The 23,274-nt window shown below is 70.0% G+C and carries 24 protein-coding genes; 10 read left to right on the top strand and 14 right to left on the bottom strand.

The window, feature by feature from the left end:
• Window positions 1-166: 166 nt before the first annotated feature.
• The 3 genes from HLK59_RS14310 (at window position 167) to HLK59_RS14300 (ending at window position 3,011) form a co-directional block, all read left to right on the top strand.
• A complete protein-coding gene (locus HLK59_RS14310; protein WP_171141785.1) occupies window positions 167-1,015 on the top strand; it encodes an RNA polymerase sigma factor SigF in 849 nt (282 codons plus the stop codon).
• Window positions 1,016-1,317: 302 nt separating this feature from the next.
• Window positions 1,318-2,205, top strand: a complete 888-nt coding sequence (locus HLK59_RS14305; protein WP_171141784.1) for an RNA polymerase sigma factor SigF — start codon at window positions 1,318-1,320, stop codon at window positions 2,203-2,205.
• Window positions 2,206-2,273: 68 nt separating this feature from the next.
• Window positions 2,274-3,011 carry a hypothetical protein gene (locus HLK59_RS14300; RefSeq protein WP_171141783.1) on the top strand — a complete coding sequence of 246 codons (738 nt, stop codon included), beginning with the start codon at window positions 2,274-2,276 and terminating at the stop codon, window positions 3,009-3,011.
• 15 nt (window positions 3,012-3,026) lie between these two features.
• Here HLK59_RS14300 and HLK59_RS14295 read toward each other — a convergent pair whose 3' ends face one another.
• A complete protein-coding gene (locus tag HLK59_RS14295; RefSeq protein WP_171141782.1) occupies window positions 3,027-3,221 on the bottom strand; it encodes a hypothetical protein in 195 nt (64 codons plus the stop codon).
• A gap of 301 nt (window positions 3,222-3,522) precedes the next feature.
• Here HLK59_RS14295 and HLK59_RS14290 point away from each other — a divergent pair, with 301 nt between their 5' ends.
• From HLK59_RS14290 to HLK59_RS14275, 4 genes are all read left to right on the top strand, one after another.
• A complete protein-coding gene (locus HLK59_RS14290) occupies window positions 3,523-4,005 on the top strand; it encodes a MarR family transcriptional regulator (protein WP_171141781.1) in 483 nt (160 codons plus the stop codon).
• Between the two features lie 13 nt (window positions 4,006-4,018).
• Window positions 4,019-6,532: an MFS transporter gene (locus HLK59_RS14285; protein ID WP_171141780.1), complete on the top strand. Its 2,514-nt coding sequence runs from the start codon at window positions 4,019-4,021 to the stop codon at window positions 6,530-6,532.
• Window positions 6,533-6,690: 158 nt separating this feature from the next.
• Window positions 6,691-7,512, top strand: coding sequence for a YceI family protein (locus HLK59_RS14280; RefSeq protein WP_171141779.1), 822 nt, complete (start codon window positions 6,691-6,693; stop codon window positions 7,510-7,512).
• 209 nt (window positions 7,513-7,721) lie between these two features.
• A complete protein-coding gene (locus tag HLK59_RS14275; RefSeq protein ID WP_171141778.1) occupies window positions 7,722-8,195 on the top strand; it encodes a PPOX class F420-dependent oxidoreductase in 474 nt (157 codons plus the stop codon).
• 16 nt (window positions 8,196-8,211) lie between these two features.
• On the opposite strand, the gene HLK59_RS50980 is transcribed toward HLK59_RS14275, so the two are convergent.
• From HLK59_RS50980 to HLK59_RS14225, 10 genes are all read right to left on the bottom strand, one after another.
• Complete coding sequence (locus tag HLK59_RS50980; protein ID WP_240982406.1) at window positions 8,212-8,547, bottom strand: hypothetical protein; 336 nt, start codon at window positions 8,545-8,547, stop codon at window positions 8,212-8,214.
• Between the two features lie 296 nt (window positions 8,548-8,843).
• Entirely contained in the window at window positions 8,844-9,593 is a 750-nt protein-coding gene (locus tag HLK59_RS14265) for a TetR/AcrR family transcriptional regulator (RefSeq protein ID WP_171141777.1), read from the bottom strand.
• Between the two features lie 144 nt (window positions 9,594-9,737).
• On the bottom strand, window positions 9,738-11,219 hold the full coding sequence (locus tag HLK59_RS14260; protein ID WP_171141776.1) for an MFS transporter: 1,482 nt from the start codon (window positions 11,217-11,219) through the stop codon (window positions 9,738-9,740).
• A 103-nt stretch (window positions 11,220-11,322) separates the two neighbouring features.
• Window positions 11,323-13,563 (bottom strand): glycosyltransferase family 39 protein, encoded by a 2,241-nt coding sequence (locus HLK59_RS14255; RefSeq protein WP_171141775.1) that lies wholly within the window; start codon window positions 13,561-13,563, stop codon window positions 11,323-11,325.
• On the bottom strand, window positions 13,560-15,068 hold the full coding sequence (locus tag HLK59_RS14250) for a glycosyltransferase (RefSeq protein WP_171141774.1): 1,509 nt from the start codon (window positions 15,066-15,068) through the stop codon (window positions 13,560-13,562). Before HLK59_RS14250 ends, HLK59_RS14255 begins: the two co-directional genes overlap by 4 nt.
• A 14-nt stretch (window positions 15,069-15,082) precedes the next feature.
• Window positions 15,083-16,681 (bottom strand): HAMP domain-containing sensor histidine kinase, encoded by a 1,599-nt coding sequence (locus HLK59_RS14245; protein WP_171141773.1) that lies wholly within the window; start codon window positions 16,679-16,681, stop codon window positions 15,083-15,085.
• A complete protein-coding gene (locus HLK59_RS14240) occupies window positions 16,678-17,418 on the bottom strand; it encodes a response regulator transcription factor (RefSeq protein WP_171141772.1) in 741 nt (246 codons plus the stop codon). Before HLK59_RS14240 ends, HLK59_RS14245 begins: the two co-directional genes overlap by 4 nt.
• A gap of 140 nt (window positions 17,419-17,558) precedes the next feature.
• Window positions 17,559-17,936 (bottom strand): antibiotic biosynthesis monooxygenase, encoded by a 378-nt coding sequence (locus tag HLK59_RS14235; protein ID WP_171141771.1) that lies wholly within the window; start codon window positions 17,934-17,936, stop codon window positions 17,559-17,561.
• A gap of 108 nt (window positions 17,937-18,044) precedes the next feature.
• Complete coding sequence (locus HLK59_RS14230; RefSeq protein ID WP_171141770.1) at window positions 18,045-18,917, bottom strand: DUF2797 domain-containing protein; 873 nt, start codon at window positions 18,915-18,917, stop codon at window positions 18,045-18,047.
• A gap of 67 nt (window positions 18,918-18,984) precedes the next feature.
• On the bottom strand, window positions 18,985-19,359 hold the full coding sequence (locus tag HLK59_RS14225; RefSeq protein ID WP_171141769.1) for an HGxxPAAW family protein: 375 nt from the start codon (window positions 19,357-19,359) through the stop codon (window positions 18,985-18,987).
• Between the two features lie 110 nt (window positions 19,360-19,469).
• On the opposite strand from HLK59_RS14225, the gene HLK59_RS14220 reads away from it, so the two are divergent.
• Window positions 19,470-19,952, top strand: coding sequence for a helix-turn-helix domain-containing protein (locus HLK59_RS14220; RefSeq protein ID WP_171141768.1), 483 nt, complete (start codon window positions 19,470-19,472; stop codon window positions 19,950-19,952).
• Window positions 19,953-20,116: 164 nt separating this feature from the next.
• Window positions 20,117-20,614, top strand: a complete 498-nt coding sequence (locus tag HLK59_RS14215) for a hypothetical protein (RefSeq protein ID WP_240982405.1) — start codon at window positions 20,117-20,119, stop codon at window positions 20,612-20,614.
• Window positions 20,615-20,666: 52 nt separating this feature from the next.
• On the opposite strand, the gene HLK59_RS14210 is transcribed toward HLK59_RS14215, so the two are convergent.
• The gene (locus tag HLK59_RS14210) at window positions 20,667-21,947 is read right to left on the bottom strand and encodes a hypothetical protein (RefSeq protein ID WP_171141767.1); all 1,281 of its coding nucleotides are present in this window, start codon (window positions 21,945-21,947) and stop codon (window positions 20,667-20,669) included.
• Window positions 21,948-22,327: 380 nt separating this feature from the next.
• Between HLK59_RS14210 and HLK59_RS14205 the strand changes: the two genes are divergently transcribed.
• Window positions 22,328-22,534: a hypothetical protein gene (locus tag HLK59_RS14205; RefSeq protein ID WP_171141766.1), complete on the top strand. Its 207-nt coding sequence runs from the start codon at window positions 22,328-22,330 to the stop codon at window positions 22,532-22,534.
• 94 nt (window positions 22,535-22,628) lie between these two features.
• On the opposite strand, the gene HLK59_RS14200 is transcribed toward HLK59_RS14205, so the two are convergent.
• Complete coding sequence (locus HLK59_RS14200) at window positions 22,629-23,009, bottom strand: hypothetical protein (protein ID WP_171141765.1); 381 nt, start codon at window positions 23,007-23,009, stop codon at window positions 22,629-22,631.
• Window positions 23,010-23,022: 13 nt separating this feature from the next.
• Window positions 23,023-23,274: hypothetical protein (locus tag HLK59_RS14195; RefSeq protein ID WP_206327119.1), on the bottom strand; the 252-nt coding region annotated here is incomplete at its 5' end.

The following is a 23,274-nucleotide window of genomic DNA, read 5'->3' as shown; positions in this document are numbered from 1 at the left end:
TCACCCCGTATGGCCCCTCGCCGGAACGGCGGGGGGCTTTCGTGCGTCTTGTGCCCCAACTCTTCCCTCAACACGGTGTTATGCGGTGCTTGCACACAGTGCACATGTCTTGTGATGCTATGACCGCTTTTGAAGGATGAGTTGACCGATGTAGACCGATGAAGAGGTGGCGTTGACCGTGTCGGCCAGTACTGCGCCGCCCCAGGAAGAGGCGCCCCCCCAGACCCCGGCGCCCGCCGCCCCCCAGCGCAGCCGCGGCGCCGACACCCGGGCACTCACCCAGGTGCTCTTCGCCCAGCTCAAGGACGTCCAGCCGGGCACGCCGGAGCACAACCGGGTACGCGGGGCACTCATCGAGGCCAACCTCCCCCTCGTGCGCTACGCGGCCGCCCGCTTCCGCTCCCGCAACGAGCCGATGGAGGACGTGATCCAGGTCGGCACGATCGGGCTCATCAACGCCATCGACCGCTTCGACCCGGACCGGGGCGTGCAGTTCCCGACGTTCGCGATGCCGACCGTCATCGGCGAGATCAAGCGGTACTTCCGCGACAACGTGCGGACCGTCCACGTGCCGCGCCGGCTCCACGAGCTGTGGGTACAGGTCAACAGCGCCACCGAGGACCTGACCACCGCCTTCGGGCGCACCCCGACCACCGCCGAGATCGCCGAGCGGCTGCGCATCGGCGAGGACGAGGTGCTGTCCTGCATCGAGGCCGGACGCTCGTACCACGCCACCTCGCTGGAGGCCGCGCAGGAGGGCGACGGACTGCCGGGACTGCTGGACCGGCTCGGCTACGAGGACCCGGCACTGGACGGCGTGGAGCACCGCGACCTCGTCCGGCATCTGCTGGTCCAACTGCCGGAGCGGGAACAGCGAATCCTTCTCCTTCGCTACTACAGCAATCTCACCCAGTCCCAAATCAGCGCGGAACTCGGTGTCTCCCAGATGCATGTCTCGCGGCTACTCGCGCGTAGCTTCCAGCGGCTGCGATCCGCCAATCGGATCGATGCATAAGAGGCGCACGGGAGCGCGTTCCGGAACACCGCAGTTCGCAAGCAGGATCGAGACGTAACCGGCACGAGCGAATCGCTCACCAGGGCTCTTCCCGACACTTCTGCGCCGAAAAACAGTCAGACCCCCTTTATCCAGGGCGGATTCACGTCTTACGTGTCGACATGTCACTACAGCGTGTTGCCGACATGTGACATTCTTCCGCCAGAGCGTTTGCCGGGGCTTCGGCTCCGGTATTCAGGTGAAGGCTGACGTTCCTCGATGGAGCGTTCGCCGCGACCGTCCCGCGACCCAAAGGGGGTGGCATGTCCGCAGACCAGGGCAGCTCGAAGGTGCTCACGCTCACCAAGAGCGAGGCTGCGCCCGCGCTCGACGACAACCCGGCTGTCGAGGTCGCCGTAGAGGCCCCGCCCCTGCCGGCGACCTCGGGGGCCCTCGACACCCGCACCCTGTCCCGCTCCCTCTTCCTGCGGCTCGCCGCCCTCGACGAGAACAGCCCCGAGCGTGTGTACGTCCGGGACACCCTCATCGAGCTCAACCTCCCGCTGGTGCGCTACGCGGCGGCCCGCTTCCGCTCGCGCAACGAGCCGATGGAGGACATCGTCCAGGTCGGCACCATCGGCCTGATCAAGGCGATCGACCGCTTCGACTGCGAACGGGGCGTCGAGTTCCCGACGTTCGCGATGCCGACGGTCGTGGGCGAGATCAAGCGGTTCTTCCGCGACACGTCCTGGTCGGTGCGCGTCCCGCGTCGGCTCCAGGAACTGCGCCTGGCCCTCACCAAGGCCAGCGACGAGCTCTCCCAGAAGCTGGACCGCTCCCCGACCGTCGCCGAACTCGCCGTGGTGCTGGGCGTGTCGGAGGAGGACGTCGTCGACGGCCTCGCGGTCGGCAACGCCTACACCGCCTCCTCGCTGGACTCCCCGGCCCCGGAGGACGACGGCGGCGAGGGCTCCCTGGCCGACCGGCTCGGCTACGAGGACACGGCTCTCGAAGGTGTCGAGTACCGCGAGTCCCTCAAGCCCCTGCTCGCCAAACTCCCGCCCCGTGAGCGCCAGATCATCATGCTGCGCTTCTTCGCCAACATGACCCAGTCGCAGATCGGCGAGGAGGTCGGCATCTCCCAGATGCACGTCTCCCGGCTGCTGACCCGGACCCTGGCACAGCTGCGCGAGGGTCTGATCTCGGACTGACGGGACCGGGCTCGCGGAAGTTCCGCACGGGACTTCCTTACTGACGGAGTGTCAGCCACACTGGCGCGATGCTCCGGGCGACGACATGGACACATGGCCGTCGGGGCGCCGCGATCGGCGCGTCGGCGGCCGTCGTCTGTCTGGGCGCGGTGCTGGCCGCCTGCGGCGGCGGGAGCGGCGACGACGGGTACGTCGCGATCGGGGCGGCGGGCGGCACCGGGCCCGCGGTGGCCGCCGAACCGACGGGCGGTGTACGGGTCGTGCCGCTGGACGGGGCCGACTCACCGGGGACAGCGGGGAGTTCGGAGCCGGAGGGGAGCTCGGGGACGGGTGCTCCGGACCGGTCCTCGGCGCCGGGCACGCCGGGAGGTCCGGACGCGGAGAGCGCCCCGGAGGCCTCCGTCACTCCGGGCGGCCCCGCCTCCTCGGCCGACGGCGCCGATCCCGGTCGTACGCCCACGAGTTCACCGACCACCGCAAGCCCTACGGCCTCGGCCGGCCCCGCCGCCCTGACCGTGGGCGATCCGGCGCGGGAGGCCACCGATCAGCGCTGGTGCGAGAAGGTGACCCTGGTCTTCCGCAACTCCGGCGGCAGCGCGGTGCGTTCGGGCACGGTGACCTTCGGGACGCACATCATCGGCGCGCTCGGGTTCGACTGGGGGACCGTCGAGTCGGCCGTGGCGCTTCCGGCGCCGATCGGAGCCGGAGCGCGCAGGGAGAGGACCTGGACGGTGTGCGTCGAGGCGTGGCGGGTGCCGCTCGGGATGCACATCGAGACGCGGGACGTCGACGTGCGGTGGGAGTGAGCGGGGCAGGGCTGGTTACTTGAGCGCCAGCCAGGCCACTGCCGCGACGATCGCCACGGCGACGACGACGCCGAGGATCAGGCCGATACGGGGGCCGGAGGAAGCGGCTGCCTGCTGCGGGCCCCGCGGGGCCTCGTCGACGAACGCGCGGAACATCTGGGTGTTGCCGGCGGGGTCGTGGTTGCCCTGGGGGCCCTGGGTGTTAGCCATGCCCCGAGACACTAGCGAATGAGCGGGGGCTGCCCAAGTGCGGGGCCACGCCGTGGGGGTGCGGGGTCGTTGCCGGGTGCGGCGCCGTTGTGGCTGATCGCGCCCACGCGGCGGAGCCGCATATCGATACAGCCCCGCACCCCTGGGTGGGTTCAGTCACCGTTCCTCGGCCACCACCTGTCGATTTACTTTCGCAATACTTGCCTTTGCCAAGTTTTTATGGCGGCCACCCTTCGTTTTATTTGCCTGTAGCAACCAACTCTCTCTATGGTTGCCCCAAGCAACGAATACGGGAGGTGTGATGGCCGGGCAGGCGCAGTACGAGGAGCTGATGCGTCAGTTCAGTGCCTTCGGTGCCGTGAAGAGGGAGATGGGGCGGATCCTGCCGTCCGACTGTCCCGCCGGTTCCGCCGCCGTGCTGACGCTGCTCGCCCGTCATGGGGACATGCGTATGAGCAAGCTCTCGGAGCTGCTCGCCGTGGACATGTCGGTGACCAGCCGGCATGCGGCGCATCTCGCCGAGCGGGGCTGGATCGACCGGTCCCCCGACCCGGCGGACAAGCGCTCGCGCATCCTGCACCTCACCCCCGCGGGTCTGGCCCAGCTCGAAAGGCTGTCGCGGCGGACCTGCGAGCTGCTCGCCGAGCGGCTCGGTGACTGGAGCGACGAAGAGGTGGCCCAGCTGACCGGCCTCATGGCCCGGCTCAGGGCCAGCTTCGACGACTGCCGTGCCGCCGTCCCTCCCGTATTCGAAGAGACCACCCGTACACCCGCGAACACCTAAGCGAAGGAAGCCCATGGCAACGACCACACCAGCCGGTGTGCGGGCTCACGCCAAGCACGGGGGAGGCGCGGAGCATGCCGCGCACGCCCCGATGACCCACCGGCAGATCATGGAGGCCCTCTCCGGGCTGCTGCTCGGGATGTTCGTGGCGATCCTGTCGTCCACGATCGTCTCGAACGCCCTCCCGGAGATCATCGGCGACCTCGGCGGCGGCCAGTCCGCCTACACCTGGGTCGTCACCGCCGCCCTGCTGTCGATGACGGCCTCCACCCCCCTGTGGGGCAAGCTCGCCGACCTCTACAGCAAGAAGGCGCTCGTCCAGATAGCGCTGGTCATCTATGTGCTGGGTTCGGCCGCCGCCGGGCTCTCCCAGAACGCCGGCATGCTGATCACCTTCCGGGTCGTGCAGGGCATCGGCGTCGGCGGTCTGTCCGCCCTCGCGCAGATCGTGATGGCGGCGATGATCTCCCCGCGCGAGCGCGGCCGTTACTCCGGCTACCTCGGCGCGACCTTCGCCGTCGCCACCGTCGGCGGCCCGCTGCTCGGCGGTGTCATCACCGACACCAGCTGGCTGGGCTGGCGCTGGTGCTTCTACGTCGGTGTCCCCTTCGCCGTCATCGCACTGATCGTGCTCCAGAAGACCCTGCACCTGCCGGTCGTGAAGCGGGACGTGAAGGTCGACTGGGCCGGCGCGTTCTTCGTCGCGGCGGCGGTCTCGCTGCTGCTGATCTGGGTCACCTTCGCCGGTGACAAGTACGAGTGGCTGTCCTGGCAGACCGGTGCCATGGTCGGCGGCTCCATCGCCCTCGCCCTGGTCTTCGTGCTCGTCGAGTCGAAGGCCAGCGAGCCGCTCATCCCGCTGCGGCTGTTCCGCAACCGGACCATCACCCTGTCGTCGATCGCCTCGATGTTCGTGGGCACCGCGATGTTCTCCGGCACGGTCTTCTTCGCCCAGTACTTCCAGCTGGCCCGCGACGAGTCGCCGACGATGTCCGGCGTGCTCACCATCCCGATGATCGCCGGGCTGTTCGTCTCCTCCACCGTCTCCGGGCAGTTCATCACCCGCACCGGGCGCTGGAAGGCCTGGCTGGTCAGCGGTGGCGTGCTCATCACGGCGGGCCTGGGTCTGCTGGGCACCATCCGCTACGACACGGACTACTGGAAGACCGCGATCTTCATGGCGCTGCTGGGCCTCGGCATCGGCATGATGATGCAGAACCTGGTGCTGTGCACGCAGAACCAGGTCGAGCCCAAGGACCTCGGCTCCGCGTCCTCCACGGTCACCTTCTTCCGGTCCCTCGGCGGTGCGATGGGCGTCTCGGTGCTCGGTGCCGTGATGGCCAACAAGATCACCGACTACGCCACGGACGGCATCGCCGGCCTCGGCCCCAAGTACGCCTCCCTCGCCTCCGGTTCCAGCTCCTCCAGCTCGATCCCGGACATGGACACGCTGCCCGCGCCGCTGCGCACGGTCATGGAGAGCGCGTACGGCCACGGCATCGCGGACGTGTTCCTGATCGCGGCGGCCCTGGCGGCGGTCGCCTTCCTGATCACGCTGTTCATCAAGGAGGTCCCGTTGCGGACGAAGGGCGCGCTGGCGCAGCAGGAGTCGCCGGCTCCCGAAGCGGCTCCGGCCGTCGAGCCCGCCGCTGAAGAGCGGGTGCCGAGCTGGGCCGTCGCCGCCTCCGAGACACAGCCCGCCGCCGACGGCACACAGCAGCACGCCACCGTGGCCACCCTCGAGGCTCCCCCGGTCTCCTCCGGCGGCGGCATCCCGGTCCGCGGCCACGTCCGCGGCGCCGAGAGCGCACCCGTCCCGCAGGCCGCGGTCACGCTGATCTCCCTCGCGGGACGGCAGCTCGGCCGGTCGGTGACACAGGCGGACGGTTCCTACGGCGTGGACGCGCCGAGCGTGGGGTCGTACGTCCTGATCGCCTCCGCCGACGGGTTCCAGCCGCAGGCGTCCACGGTCGTCGTCAACGGTGAGCCGGTGGCGTACGACATCCTGCTCAGCGGCACGAGCGGGCTGAGCGGTGTGGTGCGGGCCTCGGACAGCGCGCTGCCCGTCAAGGACGCCATGGTCATCGTGACCGACGTCCGCGGTGATCTGCTGGCCACCGGAACCACCGGTGAGCAGGGCGAGTTCGGCTTCGCCGAGCTGGTGCCGGGTGCGGTGACCGTCGCGGTGAACGCCGCCGGGTACCGGCCGCGCGCGCTGCCCGTCGAGGTCGGCGGCACGGGCGTCACCCGGATCGAGGTCGAGCTGGAGTCCGGAGCCCAGGTCCAGGGCGTCGTACGGGCTCCGCACGGGCCGCTGGCCGACGCGCGGGTCACGCTCGTCGACGCGGCCGGAAACGTCGTAGGGACCGCGACGACCGGGTCGGACGGGGCGTACGCCTTCACCGACCTGGACGGCGGCGACTACACGGTCATCGCCACGGGCTACCCGCCGGTGGCGACGGCCCTCACGGTGGGCGGTCGCGGAACCGACGGCCATGACATCGAGCTCGCCCACCCCGGCGAGTAGGGCCTGCCGGTGAGCGGGGCCGTACCTGGGCCCCGCTCACCCGAGGACGGAAAGAGACCCCGGCCCGTGGCGGGTGGGCGCGCGCTCTGAGCGGAGGTGCGTGCCCCGCCGCGGGCCGGTCGCATTCTTGAGGCCGCATTCGTGAAGGAGTACGTGAGATGGGATTGACCGCGACGATCCGTACGCGGGACGGATGGGCCGTGTCGCACGCGGTCGTCACGCTGGCCGACATGACGGGCTCGCAGGTGCTGCGGGTCGAGGCCGACATCGAGGGCGCGGTACGGGACGTCAACCCGCTGCCGCCCGGGGCGTACACCGTCATCGTCACCGCCGTCGGATACGCGCCCGCCGCCGCCAGTGCGATCGTCACCGCGAGCGGCCGTGCCGAGGTCGGCACGGTGACGCTGGCGCGGCAGGGCGGGACCGAGCTGCCACCGCCGGGGCCGTGGACCGTGGATCCGGCGCACTCCACGGTGGGCGCGGTGGCCCAGCATCTGGGGATCTCCAGCGTGCGCGGGCGGTTCACGGACTTCGCCGCCTCGATCGAGGTCGCGCGGGACGACGTCACCAAGTCCCGGGTGGAGGCGGTCGTCCGCGCCGACTCCATCGACACGGGGAACGCGACGCGGGACGGGCACCTGAAGTCGGCGGACTTCCTGGACGTGGAGAGGTTTCCCCAGATCACCTACCGGTCTTCGGGGTTGACGGTGGCGGGCTCTGATCGGTGGACCGTGCACGGGGAGTTGTCGTTGCACGGAGTCGTACGGCCCGTCGACCTCGACCTCGCCTATCTGGGGACGGGTTCCGATCCGTGGGGCGGGACCCGCGCGGCCTTCCGGGCCACGGCCCAGCTGCGACGGGAGGACTTCGCCATGAACTACAACCAGGTCGTGCAGGCGGGGATCGCGGCGATCGGTACGACGCTGAAGGTGGAGCTGGACATCCAGGCGGTGCAGGGGGATTCGCTGCCTCGGGTGTGAAGTCCCTTGATGTGATGCGTGGTTGACGAGTTCTCCCGGGGCGCCCGGAGCCGCTGCCGTGGGGGAACGCGTGCCCGGTACGGTCGTGCGCGGGCCGGTACGGGGCTCAGACCGTGCCGGTCCAGCGGATGGACGACGGTGTCGAAGCATCCGGGATCGCCGTGGTGGCTCGCCCCTGAGGGAGAGGGTGGTGCGCCTAGGCTGGGGCCATGGCACCGAACATCGCGACGAACACCACCGTCTCCCTCGATGACTTGCTGGACTTCGTACGGCCCCGGCACCGGGCCCTGCTGCTGACCCGGCGGGTGGACGGGAGTCCGCAGGCGTCGCCGTTGACCTGCGGGGTCGACGATTCGGGGCGGATCGTGATGTCCACGTATCCGGAGCGGGCGAAGACGCGGAACGCGAAGCGGGACGAGCGGGTGAGTGTGGTCGTCCTGAGCGACGACTGGAACGGGCCGTGGGTGCAGGTCGACGGTACGGCGGAGGTCATCGACTCGCCCGAGTCCGTCGAGCCGCTGGTGGAGTACTTCCGGAACATCTCGGGTGAGCACCCGGACTGGGACGAGTACCGGGAGGCCATGGTCAAGCAGGGGAAGTCGATCATTCGGGTCACGCCGGTGAAGTGGGGGCCGGTGGCTACGGGTGGTTTTCCGGCGCGGTTGGCTGCGCCGGAAGCCTGAGCCTCAAGAGGCCGGTTCAGTCCTCGACGCCGTAGCGGCGCGCCATCGCCTTGAGGCGGTCCAGTTCACGCTGGGCCGCGACGGGGTGGGCGAGGTCGAGGGCCATTCCGGCGCGGGCGGTGATGTAGGCGATGTCCTGGAGGGTGGCCGTGTCGAGGTCGGGGACGGTCCGCAGGCGGCGGCCGGTGGACCAGAGGAAGAGCTCGATGGTGCCGAGGCGGTCCCGCCGGCCCCGCCGGAGCACCTGCGGCAGGGCGTCCTTGGCGTAGTCGCGGGCTTGGGCGTCGGCCTCGTGGGGGCGGGGATCCGAGGGAGCCCAGGGCAGTTCGGCCCGGTGGGCCTCCTCGTGCATGTCCGCCACCAAGCGGCGCGCCCGGGGGGATCGTGCTCGTCGACGGCCCGTCGGGCCAGGTCCAGCATCGCGCGTAGTCGGGCTCGGACATCGGGGTCCTCGCCCGTGCGGGCGTCCAGATAGCTGGACCAGACGTCGAACGCCTTCTCCAACTCGGCGTCCAGCAGGACCTCGTACGCGTCCGTCACTCGGCTGTCACTCCCCTCCGGCCGCCCCGGCTCGGACGGCAGCGGCTCACGATAGGGCGTGGCGTCGTCACACGGCTCGCGAATTTTCCGTCCCCGGTGCGGGCACGGTCAGGCCCGCTTCACCATCGCCTCGATACCCGCCACCAACAGGTCCAGGGCGAAGTCGAAGTCCCGTTCCCACATCTCCTCGACCGTGTCGCCGCCGCGGGCCGCCATGATGTCCTCGGAGTCCTTGACGATCTCGGCGGCCTGCGGGGCCTGGGTCACCGCGGTCATGGCGTGCCGGAAGTACTCGTCCGGGGTCATGCCGACGTCGGTGGAGCGGGCGATGAAGTGGCCCTCGATCGTGCCGAAGCCGTACACGAACTGGAAGACGGCGGAGATGGCGGCGGCCAGGCCGTGGGCGGGCAGGCCGGTGCGGCGGATGACGCGATGGATGACCTGGGCGAACTCCAGGTAGTTGGGGCCGATGTTGAGGAAGGTCCCGCTCAGCGGGGAGACCCAGGGGTGGTGGACCAGGAGGGCCCGGTAGCCGCGGGCCAGCGTGCGCAGTTGGTCGCGCCAGTCCTCGTCGGCCTCCAGGTCGGGCAGGGTCAGTTCGCCGCAGACCGCGTCCAGGGCGAGTTCGAGGAGGTCGTCCTTGGTGTCGACGTACCAGTAGACGGACATCGCGGTGACATTGAGCTCGGTCGCGAGCCGCCGCATGGAGAACTTGGCCAGTCCCTCGGCGTCCAGGAGCCGGACGGTGACCGAGGTGATGCGGTCCCGGTCGAGACCGGAGGGCTGACCGCCACGCCGCGACTTACCGCTCTCCAGCCACACGCTGGTCCGCGCCGCCCGCCGGCCCGCTTTCACCATGGCGCACCTTCCTAGCCTTGCAATTGCCGATCAGCTTAGGCGCCCCGCCAGGGGCGCGGGACTGTATCGATGTGCGGCTCCGCCGCGTGGGCGCGACCGGCCACAGCCGACCCGCGGTCGCAACGAGGCCGCACCCCCGAGCTCTTAGGCGACCTCTTCCCGCTCAGCCCGCCGCAACAACGCCCCCGCGACCAACCCACCCAGCAACACGGCCACCGCCCCCACCAACAGACTGGTCTCCAGTCCCGAGGAGTAGGCGTCCGTGATGCGCGCCCGCTCCTCCACCGACCCCGCCGCGGCCAACGCCGCCGGCAACGACGACGCCGCCACCGGGATCAGCGCCGCGAACCGGGAGCTCAGCACAGCACCCAGCACCGCGACTCCCAAGCCCTGTCCGAACTCCGCCACCGTGCCGTTGATCCCCGCCCCGATCCCCGCCTTCTCCGGCGGAATGGAGCTCATGATCGCGTGCGCCATCGCCGGGTTGGCGACCGCGGCGCCCGCGCCGATCAGCAGCAGCCCCAGCAGCGTCCCGGTGTAACCGCCGGAGGCCACCGTCGCGATGGACACCAGGCCGCCCGACATCAGCACCATGCCCAGTCCTATCGCGGCCGGATTCCCCAGCCTGGCCGCCCACTTGGCCGCCAGGCCGGAGAAGTTGAGGGCCACGATCGTGAGGGCGAGCGGGGCCGTGCGCAGACCGGCCTCCAAGGGGCCGTATCCGAGGATGAACTGCATGTGCTGGGTGAGCAGGAAGAGCGAGCCGCCCATGCCGAAGGTGATCAGCACCGCGCCCGCGATGGCGCCCGTGAAGCGACGGTCCCTGAAGAAGTGCAGGTCGAGCATGGGGTACTCGATCCGGCTCTCCCAGTACGCGAACCCGGCCAGCACCACGACCGCGACGGTCGCCGATGTCAGCACCCGGCCCGACGTCCAGCCGTGCTCCGGGCCGGAGATGATCGCGAACACCAGGGAGGCCATGCCGATGGTCGACAGGAGGGCGCCGAGGAGGTCGGGGCGGTCACCGCGGGGGTTCTTGGATTCGGGGACCAGGGTGATGGCGGCCACCAGGCCTATCGCCGCGACCGGCAGGTTGACCAGGAAGATCGCGCCCCACCAGAAGTGGTCCAGCATGAAGCCGCCGAGCAGCGGACCGCAGGCGAAGCCGAGCGCGTTGACCGCCGCCCAGATGCCGATCGCCCTGGCGTGCTCCTCGGGCGCGAAGATCTGCATCACGACGGCGAGAGTCGTGGTCAGCAGAAGTGCGCCGCCTACGCCCATCCCGGCGCGCGCCGCGATCAACTGGCCGGTGCTGTCCGCCAGTCCGGCCGTGAGCGAGCCCGCGCCGAACAGGGTCAGACCCGCTATCAGCATCTTCTTGCGGCCGTAGCGGTCGGCGGCGCTGCCGGCGGTGAGCAGCAGGCCCGACTGCACCAGGGAGTACGCGTTGATCATCCACTGGATGTCCGAGGTGGCCGCGCCCAGTTCCTCGGTGAGGGAGGGGATCGCCACGTTCAGGACGGTGTTGTCGAGGACGACGGTGAGCTGGGCGAGGCAGATGACGCCGAGGATGAGCCAGCGCTGGGGGTGGCCTTGGGAGACGGTGACGGGCGCGGGAGCGGACATGCTGTACACCGTAGAACAGTTCCTATACGGCGTACAAGGCAAGTAGAAGGAGAGGGCGACGGCCCTGGTGCGGACCGTCGCCCTCTCCTTCGGTTGCTTTACGTCAGCTGCTCGTCTGCTGGGTCAGGTCGTAGAAGGTGGCCGAACCGACCGTGACGGTCTTGAAGTTGGCCTCCACCCACTCGGTGATCTGCGAGGACGTGCCGCTGCTGCTGGCGCCCATGCCGCCGCCCGAGCCGGACGAGATGAAGTAGTGGATCTTGCCGTCGGCGACGTACTGCTTGAACTGCGCCAGCGTCGGGGACGGGTCGGTGCCGTTGAAGCCGCCGATCGCCATGACCGGGTCGCCGGTGGAGAGCTGGTAGCTCGCCGCGTTCTGGGCGCCGATGGCCGCCGCGACCCAGGTGTAGTCACCGGAGTCGGCCTCCAGGAGCTTCTTGGCCTCGTCGGAGACGGTCGCGCCGTTGAGGAGGCCGCCGACACCGCCGCCGCCACCCATGCCGCCGCCTTCGCCGGTGGTGCCGCCGGGCATGCCGCCGTTCTGCTGGCCCTGGCCCTGCTGCTGGCTCTGGCCGCCCTGGGAGTTGCTGTTCCCGTTGCTGTTGCCGTTGCCGTTCTGGCCGGGCATGCCGCCGCCGAAGCCGCCGTTGCCGCCGCCCTGCTGGCCCTGGCCCTGCGTGTTGCCGTTGCCGTTCTGCTGGTTCTGGCCCGGCATGCCGCCACCCGTACCACCACCGCCGCCACCGGGACCGCCGCCCCGGCCGCCGCCACCGCCGCCCATCATGCTGGCGCCGGCGGGACCGGCCGTCACGATCGAACCGGTGTGGCCCTCCTGGAGGGTGCTGATGGTGTACGCGGTCGGGCCGGCGAGCGAGGCCACCAGACCGACGGAGGCCGCCGCGAGGGCGAGCTGCCGGTTGATCCGGCCCGCGAAGACCAGGCCGAGCGCGGAGACCAGGCCGCCGACCAGGACCAGCCACTTCAGCCAGGGCAGGTAGTCGGAGGTGCGGTTGAGGAGGACGTAACCCCAGGCCGCGCTGGCCACGACCGCGGCCGCGAGGGTGAGGGACGCCCAGATCTCGGACCGCTTCTCCCACAGCAGGGTCGAGCCCATGCCGATCACCGCGGCCATGTAGGGCGCGAGGGCGACCGTGTAGTACTGGTGGAAGATGCCCGCCATGTAGCTGAAGACGACCATGGTGATGAGCAGCGAGCCGCCCCAGACGAGGAACGAACCGCGGGTGACGGACGTCCTGCGCGCCTTCCGCGTGGCCCACAGACCCGCGACCAGCAGGATCAGCGCCGCCGGGAGCAGCCAGGAGATCTGGCCGCCGATCTCGGAGTTGAACATCCGGTCCCAGCCGGTCTCGCCCCACTGGCCGGTTCCGGTGTTGCCGCCACCGCCGCCGACGCTGCCGGTCTCCTCGCCGTTGAGGCGGCCGAGGCCGTTGTAGCCGAAGGTCAGCTCAAGGAAGGAGTTGTTCTGCGAGCCGCCGATGTAGGGGCGGGAGGACGCGGGCCACAGCTCGACGATCGCGACCCACCAGCCGCCGGAGACGATGATCGCGGCCGTCGCCGCGGCCAGCTGACCGAAGCGCTTCTTCAGGGACACCGGCGCGCAGACCGCGTAGACGATCGCGAGCGGCGGAAGGATCAGGAAGGCCTGGAGCGTCTTCGCGAGGAACGCGAAACCGATCGCGACACCGGCCCACAGCAGCCACTTCGTCCGGCCGTCCTCCAGGGCGCGGACCACGAAGTAGCAGGCCACGGCCATCAGCAGGGCCAGCATGGCGTCCGGGTTGTTGAACCGGAACATCAGCGCCGCGACGGGGGTGAGCGCGAGCACGGCGCCCGCGATCAGACCGGCCGCGGGGCTGAAGCGGCGGCGCACGGAGGCGTAGACGACGGCGACCGTGCCGATGCCCATGAGGACCTCGGGCATCAGGATCGCGAAGGAGCTGAGCCCGAAGACCCGCACCGACAGCGCCATCGGCCACAGCGAGGCCGGGGGCTTGTCGACGGTGATGGCGTTGCCCGCGTCCAGCGAGCCGAAGAAGAACGCCTTCCAGGACTGGCTGCCGGCCTGGACGGCCGCGGAGTAGAAGGAGTTGGCGTAGCCGGAGGAGCTCAGGTTGTAGAAGTAGAGCGCCGCGGTGACCAGCAGCAGGCCCCAGAAGGCGGGACGTGCCCAGCGGGGGTCCTCGGGGCGGCCGCGCCACAGTCTCCTGACGAAGGGCTGCTTGGGCTCACCGGCCTGCGGAGCGGGTGCGTTCGGGGGCTCCTGCGGGGCGTTCGCCGACGGCCCCCACTCCTGGATCGTGGGCTGGTCGGTCTGGGTGGTCATCGGGAGTCCCTCGGATCGGTGTCGGTGGGACGGACCGGCTGCAACTGCATGGTCGCGTCCCCCCAGGTGCGGTCCGCGGCTTCACCGGCGCGGAGCGGGGTGTCGTACGGGGTGTGCGGCGCCGAGGCGTACTGGTTCGCCGTCGGGCGCTGCGGCAGCGGCGCGTAGGGCAGCTGCCGGGTGGGGTACTGCGGGGGGTACTGCGTGGAGTAGGTGGGCGAGGAGGGACCGGGGGCCGGCTGGTGCGAGGCCACCACCGTCGACTCGCGGCGCTCGGGGAAGACCCAGGCGCGGAAGAGCAGGAAGCGCAGCACGGTCGCCGCGAGGTTGGCGGCGATCAGCACCGCCAGCTCGGTGGAGTGCGCCGGGTCGCTGCTGGCCGCGTTGAGGGCGGCGAGCGAACCACTGGTCAGCGCGAGGCCGATGCCGAAGACGACCAGACCCTGGGCCTGGTGCTTGACGGCACTGCCACGGCCGCGCACCCCGAAGGTGAGGCGCCGGTTGGCCGCGGTGTTGGCGACCGCCGAGACGAGCAGGGCCAGCGCGTTGGCGACCTGCGAGCCGGAGAAGGTCCTGAAGCCGCTGTAGAGGAGCAGGTAGAACAGGGTCGAAAGACCGCCGACCACACAGAACCCGACGAGCTGGCGGGCCAGCCCCTTCGGTACGTCCTGGATCTCACGGTCGCGCGGATCGTCACCGAACGGCCGGGTGATCCGGTCCAGCGGCAGCGAACCGGTGGCCAGGGCCTTGCCCACGCGCCACACCCCCTTGAGGTCCTCGGTCGCCGTCTTCACGATGTGGACGGTGGAGTCCGGGTCGTCGACCCAGTCGACGGGCACTTCATGGATACGCAGTCCCGCGCGCTCGGCGATGACGAGCATCTCGGTGTCGAAGAACCAGCCGGTGTCCTCGACCATCGGCAGCAGCACCTGGGCCACATCACGCCGGATGGCCTTGAAGCCGCACTGCGCGTCCGAGAAGCGGGCCTGCAGCGAGCCGCGCAGGATCAGGTTGTACGAGCGGCTGATGAACTCCCGCTTGGGGCCGCGCACCACACGTGAGGAGCGCGCGAGCCGGGATCCGATCGCCAGGTCGGAGTGGCCCGAGATCAGCGGGGCCACCAGCGGGAGCAGGGCGTTGAGGTCGGTGGACAGGTCCACGTCCATGTAGGCGAGGATCGGGGCGTCCGAGGCGGACCACACGGTGCGCAGGGCGCGACCGCGACCCTTCTGCTCCAGGCGGAAGTTGCTGACCTCGGCGATCTCCGCCTCCAGCCGTGACGCCACCTGTGGGGTGGTGTCCGTCGACGCGTTGTCCGCGATCGTGATGCGGAACGCGTACGGGAAGGTGCGCTTGAGGTGCTCGTGCAGTCTCAGCACACACGGCTGGAGGTCCTTCTCCTCGTTGTAGACGGGGATCACTACGTCCAGGACAGGCGTACCGGCGTCTCCGGCCGGGAGGTGCTCCCGCGCCGGCAGATTGCCGGGAGAAGAGTCGGTTCGCATGACAACGACTCTGGTCAAGTGCCCTGTTGCACCCATGTGCTGGCACTGTGCTGTACCTGTGAGTGCGATTGCCAATTCGTTTCGGGGGCCGGGCGGGGGACCGCCGGGGCGAGCGCGGGCAGATGCACGGTGAACACGGTCCGCCCCGGAACGCTGTCCACGGTCACGGCACCGCCGTGCGCCGTCACCACGGCCTGCACGATGGCGAGGCCGAGCCCGGTGGACCCGGAGGCCCTGGACCGCGAGGAGTCACCGCGCGCGAACCGCTCGAAGACATGCGGCAGCAGATCGGGCGGGATGCCCTGGCCGTTGTCCTCGACGTCCACACACATCCAGGGTCCGCGCCGCTGGATACGGGCGGTGATGGTGGTGCCGGGCTCCGTGTGCTTGCGGGCGTTGCCGAGCAGGTTGATGAGCACCTGCTGGAGGCGTGCCGCATCACCGGAGACGAGGGCGGGTTCGTCGGGCAGGTCGAGGCGCCAGTTGTGGTCCATGCCGGCCGCGCGGGTGTCGCTGATGGTGTCCACGACGAGCGGGATGAGGTCGGTCTGCTCGAACTGGAGGGGCCGGCCGGCGTCGAGCCTCGCGAGCAGCAGCAGATCCTCCACCAGCAACGTCATCCGGCCCGCCTCGGACTCGATACGGCCGAGGGCGTGCCGGGTGTCGGGGCCGATCTGCTCTCTGCCGCGTCTGGTGAGTTCGGCGTAGCCGCGGATGGAGGCGAGCGGCGTCCTCAGCTCGTGACTGGCGTCGGCGACGAACTGCCGTACCCGCATCTCGCTCTGCTGGCGGGAGTGCAGGGCGGCGTGGACGTGGTCGAGCATCCTGTTGAGCGCGGCGCCGACCTTGCCGACCTCGGTGTTCGGATCACACTCCGACTCCGGCACCCGCTCGCTGAGGTTCACCTCGCCGGTGTGCAGCGGGAGTTCGGAGACCCGGGTCGCCGTGGCAGCGACCCGGCGCAGGGGGCGGGTGGCCACACCGACGATCACGGTGCCGGCGATACCGGCGGCGATGAGGCCTGCGGCGGTGACGCTGGCTTCTACGGCGATGAGGGTGTTGAGGGTATTGCTGACTTCCGCGGTGGGGATCCCGATGTAGAAGTCGCCCTTGGGGCCGGAGCGGTACTCGACGCGGTACTCACCGAGTCCGGGGATGTCGACGGTGTGCGTGCCCCCGGTCTGGGAGACCTCGTTGAGCGCCTCCATCGCCTCGTCGCTCAGGTCCTTCGCCGTCGGCTCGAAGGAGTCGTCCTTCACACCGACCTTGGCAGCGGTGATGACGCCCTTCTTCACCGAGGCCACGACGGTGCCGTCCTGCGGCCCCTTGACGAGGTCAGTCAGTGAGGTCTTGGAGCCCTGGGGCAGGTTGCCGCCGTCGCCTTCCTTGCCTGGCGGAGCGTTCATACCGGCAGCGCGCGCCGCGGCCTCTCCGACCTTGGTGTCCAACTGCTCGTACAGATGCGACCGCAACGCCAGTGTCGTCACCGTACCGATCACCGCGCACACCACCGCGATCAACACCACGGACGCGACGACGAGCCGGGCCCGCAGGGTGCGCGGCTTACCCAGTCGCTTCCGCTGCGGACGCGTCGGCCGTCGTCGTCCGCTCATGACGCGGCGGGCTTGATCAGGTAACCGGCACCACGCCGGGTGTGGATCATGGGCTCACGACCCGCATCGATCTTGCGGCGCAGGTACGAGATGTAGAGCTCGACGACATTGGCCTGCCCTCCGAAGTCGTACGACCAGACACGGTCCAGGATCTGGGCCTTGCTGAGCACTCGACGGGGATTACGCATCAGGAAGCGCAGGAGTTCGAACTCGGTCGCGGTGAGGTGGATGGACTCACCCGCCCGCGACACCTCGTGGCTGTCCTCGTCGAGGGTGAGGTCACCCACGACCAGCACGGAGTCGGAGCGCCGGTCGGCCGCACCGGAGCGGCGGATCAGCCCGCGCAGCCGGGCCACGACCTCTTCGAGGCTGAAGGGCTTGGTGACGTAGTCGTCGCCACCGGCGGTGAGCCCGGCGATCCGGTCCTCGACGGCGTCCTTCGCGGTGAGGAAGAGGACAGGAACGTCCGGCAGCTCACGGCGCATGCGTCCCAGGACGGTCAGGCCGTCCATGTCGGGCAGCATCATGTCGAGAACGACGGCGTCGGGCCGGAACTCCCGAGCGGTCTGGATGGCACCCGTGCCATCTCCCGCACTCCGGATCTGCCATCCCTCATAGCGAAGGGCCATGGACAGCAGCTCGGTGATCGACAGCTCGTCGTCCACCACAAGCACTCGGACGGGGCTCCCGTCCGGCCTCAGCAGTTCGGTGCGCCCCTGGGGCGAGGTCGTGGTCATGTGGACACACTGTCTGGATCCTCTGAGAGCACGCTTTCCAGAACCTGTGATTTTCCTGAGAAACTCACAGGGACCTCTCAGGGAACGCCCTGGAGGTTCCTTGCCTTCTCAGTGCCCGGACCTCTCAGTGCCCGGACCTCTCAACGTCCGGCCCGCTGAAAGCCGTGGCTGTGCTCGACCCGGGCGATGTGCAGCGAGTACCGCTCGTACCAGTGCGCCCGCCCCTGCTTCTTGGCCTCCCGGTGCTCCGCGTTCTGACGCCACTGCTCGATGCCGGCCAGATCCCGGAAGTAGGCGATGGTGATCGACAGCCCACCCGGTGTGCGCGCCGAGTCCTCGCCGAGGAAGCCGGGGATCCGCTGGACCAGCTCGCCCATGCGCTCCGCGGTGGCGCCGTATCCGGTGTCCTCCTCGGTGCGCAGGGAGGTGAAGACGGCGGCGTAGTACGGAGGTTCATGGGCGGCGACGGGCACGACAGGTGCGACAGGTGCGACAGGTGCAATGTGGTGATCGCTCATGTCGTCCACGATCGGTCCCGGTTCGGCACCGCGTCCAGGCACCTTGCCCAAAGGGATCCCAGAGGGATCCGAGTCTTTACCATCCGCCTCCAGCTGCCCGCCGCTTCGTCAGAACAGTCCGTCCTGCACACTCGTCTCCCTCCTGAACTCCCGCACCGGCACCGAAAGTTCCTCGGTGTCGGCGGGGATCAGCCCCCACCCCGTCATCAACCGTGTGTCCAGGACGACCACCCCGCCCCCGGTCTCCAGATGCAGATCGGGTCCGGCGGCCGCGACCAGGCGTCCGCCCACCGCACCCCCGGCGACGAGCTCGGCGACCACACCCGCCGGGGCCGGCAGGTCCGCCAGCCCGAACACCCGCACATGGTCGACGGGTTGGCACGGCTCGGTCCGCAGCGACTCCGGCCACCCGCCCAGCCCCACGGCCCGCGCATGCAGCGCGCGGATCTCGGCGGCCCGCTCCGCCTCGGTGCCGGGCAGCCCGGACCGCACCGCCCGCTTGTCGGCGTAGGGAATGCGGTCAGGCACCCGCAGGGCGGCCCGCAGCAGCTCCTCCGTACGCCGCGCCGCCATGAGCGGGCCGACGCCGAGCCAGGTGAAACAGACGGCACCCTGTTCGAGCAGCCGCGCGGAGCCCCGTTCTTCGGCGGTGATCCCGACCTTGGTCATGCCGGGTCCGAACCAGGCCAGATAGACGTGGTACGGCCGTGGATCGTCCGCGATGGTGTCGGCGGCGACGGAGTGCGCCCGGTCCAGCCGCGCACACTCCTCGCAGCGCGCCCCCTTGCTCCGCCCGGACACGGCCGCCCGCACCGGACACGCGTTCCCCCGCGCTCCCACGCATGTCCGCACACCCCCGTCCGCGACCCCGAAGGCCACCCTTTTCCCCCAGGTCAGCGCACTGCGCCGGCCGCCTTCCCACGCCAGCACGGGACCGTCCGCCGCCCACCGCAGCCCCGAGCACTTCCATGCCTGTGCCATCACCGAGGAGAGTAGAGGCCGGCACTGACAACGGGCCGTGAGCCGCGAGGACTCGGCGGCTCACGGCTCAGCGACCGGGCTCGGCCCCCACCGACTCCGGCACCCCTCGCACCACCGTCGGCTCCACCGCCGTACTCCTGGCCGGACCCCGCCCGGCCAGCCGGCACCCCACACACCCCGGGTGCCCCGCGCGTGCCGACAGGTCCCGGGTCCGCATGCCCCACTGGGCGCGGGGCCGGATCCCCGGCGGCTTGCCCCAGCCGGTGAGATGCAGGGTCCAGGTGGTCAGGACGCTCGCCGCCACGATGGCGAGCCCGCCCGACAGCACCGGGACGGAGACCATGATCACCCCGAGTCCCAGCACGGTCGTACCGACGATGGCCACGGCGAATCCGGTCCAGCCCGCGACGGTGTGCCCCTCGTCATACTGGTGCGCACTCATGTGTCCGCCTCCGTTCCCACGTCGCTCCGCACAGACGGAACGCCTCACAAACGTCTCACGATGTAAGAATTTTAGCACCGAAACCTCTCACGACCTAAGGTAATCAGCAGATGCAAGCCAAGCCCCGCCCCGCCACCACCCCGGCTCAGGCGCTGTCCTCGATGGACTCCCTCATCGCGGCGCATCTGCTCGGCCAGCAGGAGATGGCCCAGCGGCTGGGCCTGAACGTCACCGACCTGCTCTGCTTCGCCTACGTCCTGAAGGCCGGCGAGGACCTGCTCACCGCGGGCGACCTCGCGGAGCACGCCCATGTCACGACGGGCGCGATGACCGGCATCCTCAACCGCCTGGAGCGCGGCGGTTTCCTCACCCGCGTGCCCGACCCGAAGGACCGCCGCCGGGTCCGCGTCGCCGCCGTCCCGGCCGCGGTCGCCCGCGTCACCGCCCTCTACGGCCCCTACTACGCCCGCCTCGACGAGCTCTTCGCCGACTACTCCGCGGCCGAGATCGCCGTACTGAACGACTGGTTCACGCGGACCACGGGCCTGGCCCTCCAGTACATCGAGGAACTGCGGGTCAAGGACGCTGAGTAGGGCGGGTCGGAGGGCCATGGTGGGGCTGGCTCCACCATCGGTTCGGTAGGGGACACCCTCGTTCCGGCGGGCGCGCGACGAGATCGTGGAACCACGCTGATCCGGGCTGAAGCCGGGGTCGGCCGTGGTCCGTCAGATTCGCGCCCCGCCCGGAAGGAACCGTCATGGAGACGCAGCGCACAGAGGCCGAGCCGGTGGGCCCGCTCGCTTCCTTCGTCCGGTTCGTGGTGTGCGGCGGCGGGGTCGGGGTCCTGTCCAGCGCGGCGGTTCCGCTGCTGGCGCTGCTGATGCCCTGGGCGGCGGCGAACGCGGTGATCACGGTCGCGTCGACGATCCTCTGCACCGAACTGCACGCCCTGTTCACCTTCGGCACCGGCGGCCGCGCGGGTCTGCGCCGCCACCTCCAGTCCGCCGGTTCGGCGACCGCCGCCTACGTCGTGACCTGCGCCGCGATGTTCGTCCTGCACACAGTGCAGTCCTCGCCGAGCCTGGTCTGGGAGCAGGCCGTCTACCTGGGCGCCTCGGGTCTCGCCGGCATCGGACGGTTCCTGGTGCTGCGGCTGTTCGTCTTCGCCGGGGGTCGCAAGGAGACGAAGGCGGCGACGGTACGTCCGGTGCGCGGCAGCCGTGTCCGCCACGGCGACCTGCTGCTCGCCCGCTGAACTCCTCGGCCGCGCGGGCCCCGGGATCTCCCCGGGGCCCGCGCTCATGCGTTCAGGAGCCGTCGGCGCGGACCGCGTACACGTACCGCTTGTTGACGTACTCGCTGGCGTTCCAGATCACCGACTCGCTGTACGACCAGCCCGACGCCCCGCTGCTGTGGAAGCTGAGATCCTCACAGCCGATGGCGAGGTCGGCGACGGTGCTCGCGCTGTTCGCGCCGGAGGTGAAGGTGCGCAGGGCGCCCGCGCCGGACGTGCCGTCGCTCACCGAGAGGTAGTGCTTGGTCTTGCGGGAGACCACGCCCTGGATCTTCTTCTGGGCGACGGTGACGGCCTCGGTCGCGGTGAGCGAGCCCGGGTGGCGGTCGGTGTAGTCGAGGTCCCAGCGGACCACCTTGGGCACGGTGTTGGTGGGCTCGGTGGAGCCGTTGAAGGGGTCACCCTCCTCGTCGTAGTCGACGACACCGGCCAGCGAGTACTCGCCTATCACCAGGCTGTCGGGGGTGCTGGCGCGGTCGAGGCCTATCGCCGAGTAGCGCAGCCAGGTGCCCGCGTTGTCGTAGGCGTGGCTCTGCGGGAGGACGTACTTGTAGCCGTAGCCGTAGTACTGGCCGTCGGTGTGCAGACCGCACACGTCCTTCTCCGTGGTGGGAACGGTGAAGAGGGTGTTGAGGTCGAAGATCCTGAGGCCCTTGTACGTGTCGACGACGTACAACAGGTTGCCGTACCACATGATGCCGCCGGCGTGCTTGCGGACCGGATTGAAGGAGTACGCGCCCGTGCTGGTCCGCACCGGTTCGACCAGCAGTATGTGCCGATAGGTGGGTGCGGAGGGGGTGTTGTAGTCGACGAAGGTGAGCCGCATGCCCTTGTCGAGCGTGTAGTCGTCGTCATCGTCGTTGTCAGGGTCGGTCTCGAAGTACCAGGAGACCAGGATGACCTTGTTGCTGCCGCCCTCGGGGTAGAGCCCGTTGCCGTAGGCGTCGGCGCTGGTGGTGACGCCCTGGGGTATCCAGTAGGCGACCTCCTGGTCGTCGCCGTCCCAGGCGAAACCGGCCTGGAAGGCCTCGGACGTGCTGGGGGCGCTGCTGAGCACGTCGGCGCTGCGGTTGGTGTCGGCTATGACAGTGGTCGCGTCCACCTTGGTCAGACTGGCCGCCAACCCGGCTGCCAGGGCGGCGAATTCGCCGTGGCTGTTGGAGGAGCGGCTGGTCAGGGAGTACTGGCCCGCGTCGATGGTCGCGGCGTGTGCGGCGGTGGGGGCGAGCAGGCTGCCGGCGGCACCGACGAACGGTGCGGCCGCGATGCCCTTGATGATCGCTCTTCGCGTCATGGTCATGACGCGAGAAAATATGCGGATTCGAACAGTTAACACAAGCACAAATGTTCGTTACCGAGGTGCCCAACGGGCGTGGACAGCACGCCACTTGCCCCCAGCGGCGCGCCTGCGACCCGGAGGAACCGCGCGAGCAACTGGCCCGGCCGGTCCGGGGAGTTCTCGGCTCCGTGGAGGCCGGCGCCGACGGCCGTTCTCAAGACCCGGTCGAGGGGGGCTAACGGTCTCCTGGGGTACGGCTAGCTCCACCCCCCACCCGGTAGGTCGCTCCATGGCGGCTGAAGGCCGACGGGGGCATCGTGGAAAGCAGAGGATCCGAGAGGCAAGACCCGAGGCACAGCCCGAGGCACAGACCATCTCCCCGGAAGGAAGATCCGATGCAGTCGCTGCCCTCCCCCGAGCCGAACACCACCGTGGCCGCCCTGACCGAGACCTCGCACGAGAGCGAACTCGCCCCGCTCCTCACCGCCTGGGACCAGGCCCACCCGGCCGCGGCCGACCCCGAGTGGCGTCACCTCCTTGACGAACTGGCCCACCCCCGTACCACCGAGGCATTCCACCGCCTGGCGGGAGCCGCAGCTTGAACCCGCCCACTTCTTGCCGCCAGACCGAGAACGCCAGAGGCCCCGGACATCACGCCGGGGCCTCTTCTCGTGGGTGCGGGTTCCTGTCCTTCTCCTACGCGGACTCCACGGTCAGCGCGTAGTCCACCCCCACCGAGAAGTCCTGCGACCTACCGCGGATCTCCAGCGTGTGCTTCCCGCTCCGCAGCGGGGGCAACTGGACCCAGAGACCGCATCCGGTGGCCGTGAAGCGCTCGTCCGCCCCCGTGACGGGATTGCCGGCGACGCCCTCCACGGAGATCGTCTCCCCACGACTGCTCTCCGCGTCGATCTTCTCGCCGTCCAGGACCGCGGACCCCTCGGCCGTGTCCATGAACTCCGCGCAACCCGCCGGGTCGGCGACCAGGTTCACCAAGGGGAACGCGAGCGGGACCCCGCCGGGGACGGTGCAGCTGCGCTCGGCCCGAGTACCGAACGTGCCCGCCAGGAACCACACGTCCTTCGGCTGGTTACGCCCGCAGTCGCTCCCGTCCTCGTCGGCAACCGCGTTCGTGGCTCCGGGCTCCGACGCCGCCCACGTCCACCACCGGCTCTGCAGAACCTCGGAGGACAGCCGGTCCTGCGGGGACGAGGCCGAGGCCGACGGCGACGGCGACGGCGAGACCGATGGCGATGACGATGGTGATGGCGATGGCGATGGCGACGACGACACGGAACCCGCCGCCTCCCCCGCCTTCGCCGAGCCGCCCGAACCCTCGGAC

The organism is Streptomyces sp. S3(2020), assembly GCF_013044505.1.
Lineage (GTDB): Bacteria > Actinomycetota > Actinomycetes > Streptomycetales > Streptomycetaceae > Streptomyces.
Note: the sequence above shows the minus strand (reverse complement) of the source record. Positions and strands in the feature narration are given on the sequence as shown.

Bases quoted from the DNA above. Each gene is read 5' to 3' on its own strand.
- HLK59_RS14280 (WP_171141779.1), top strand. From the start codon at position 6,691: ATGGGATTGACCGCGACGATCCGTACGCGGGACGGATGGGCCGTGTCG.
- HLK59_RS14285 (WP_171141780.1), top strand. From the start codon at position 4,019: ATGGCAACGACCACACCAGCCGGTGTGCGGGCTCACGCCAAGCACGGG.
- HLK59_RS14215 (WP_240982405.1), top strand. From the start codon at position 20,117: ATGGAGACGCAGCGCACAGAGGCCGAGCCGGTGGGCCCGCTCGCTTCC.
- HLK59_RS14205 (WP_171141766.1), top strand. From the start codon at position 22,328: ATGCAGTCGCTGCCCTCCCCCGAGCCGAACACCACCGTGGCCGCCCTG.
- HLK59_RS14230 (WP_171141770.1), bottom strand. From the start codon at position 18,917: ATGGCACAGGCATGGAAGTGCTCGGGGCTGCGGTGGGCGGCGGACGGT.
- HLK59_RS14275 (WP_171141778.1), top strand. From the start codon at position 7,722: ATGGCACCGAACATCGCGACGAACACCACCGTCTCCCTCGATGACTTG.
- HLK59_RS14235 (WP_171141771.1), bottom strand. From the start codon at position 17,936: ATGAGCGATCACCACATTGCACCTGTCGCACCTGTCGCACCTGTCGTG.
- HLK59_RS14255 (WP_171141775.1), bottom strand. From the start codon at position 13,563: ATGACCACCCAGACCGACCAGCCCACGATCCAGGAGTGGGGGCCGTCG.
- HLK59_RS14295 (WP_171141782.1), bottom strand. From the start codon at position 3,221: ATGGCTAACACCCAGGGCCCCCAGGGCAACCACGACCCCGCCGGCAAC.
- HLK59_RS14290 (WP_171141781.1), top strand. From the start codon at position 3,523: ATGGCCGGGCAGGCGCAGTACGAGGAGCTGATGCGTCAGTTCAGTGCC.
- HLK59_RS14260 (WP_171141776.1), bottom strand. From the start codon at position 11,219: ATGTCCGCTCCCGCGCCCGTCACCGTCTCCCAAGGCCACCCCCAGCGC.
- HLK59_RS14225 (WP_171141769.1), bottom strand. From the start codon at position 19,359: ATGAGTGCGCACCAGTATGACGAGGGGCACACCGTCGCGGGCTGGACC.
- HLK59_RS14245 (WP_171141773.1), bottom strand. From the start codon at position 16,681: ATGAGCGGACGACGACGGCCGACGCGTCCGCAGCGGAAGCGACTGGGT.
- HLK59_RS14210 (WP_171141767.1), bottom strand. From the start codon at position 21,947: ATGACGCGAAGAGCGATCATCAAGGGCATCGCGGCCGCACCGTTCGTC.
- HLK59_RS14240 (WP_171141772.1), bottom strand. From the start codon at position 17,418: ATGACCACGACCTCGCCCCAGGGGCGCACCGAACTGCTGAGGCCGGAC.
- HLK59_RS14305 (WP_171141784.1), top strand. From the start codon at position 1,318: ATGTCCGCAGACCAGGGCAGCTCGAAGGTGCTCACGCTCACCAAGAGC.
- HLK59_RS50980 (WP_240982406.1), bottom strand. From the start codon at position 8,547: ATGCACGAGGAGGCCCACCGGGCCGAACTGCCCTGGGCTCCCTCGGAT.
- HLK59_RS14220 (WP_171141768.1), top strand. From the start codon at position 19,470: ATGCAAGCCAAGCCCCGCCCCGCCACCACCCCGGCTCAGGCGCTGTCC.
- HLK59_RS14250 (WP_171141774.1), bottom strand. From the start codon at position 15,068: ATGCGAACCGACTCTTCTCCCGGCAATCTGCCGGCGCGGGAGCACCTC.
- HLK59_RS14265 (WP_171141777.1), bottom strand. From the start codon at position 9,593: ATGGTGAAAGCGGGCCGGCGGGCGGCGCGGACCAGCGTGTGGCTGGAG.
- HLK59_RS14300 (WP_171141783.1), top strand. From the start codon at position 2,274: ATGCTCCGGGCGACGACATGGACACATGGCCGTCGGGGCGCCGCGATC.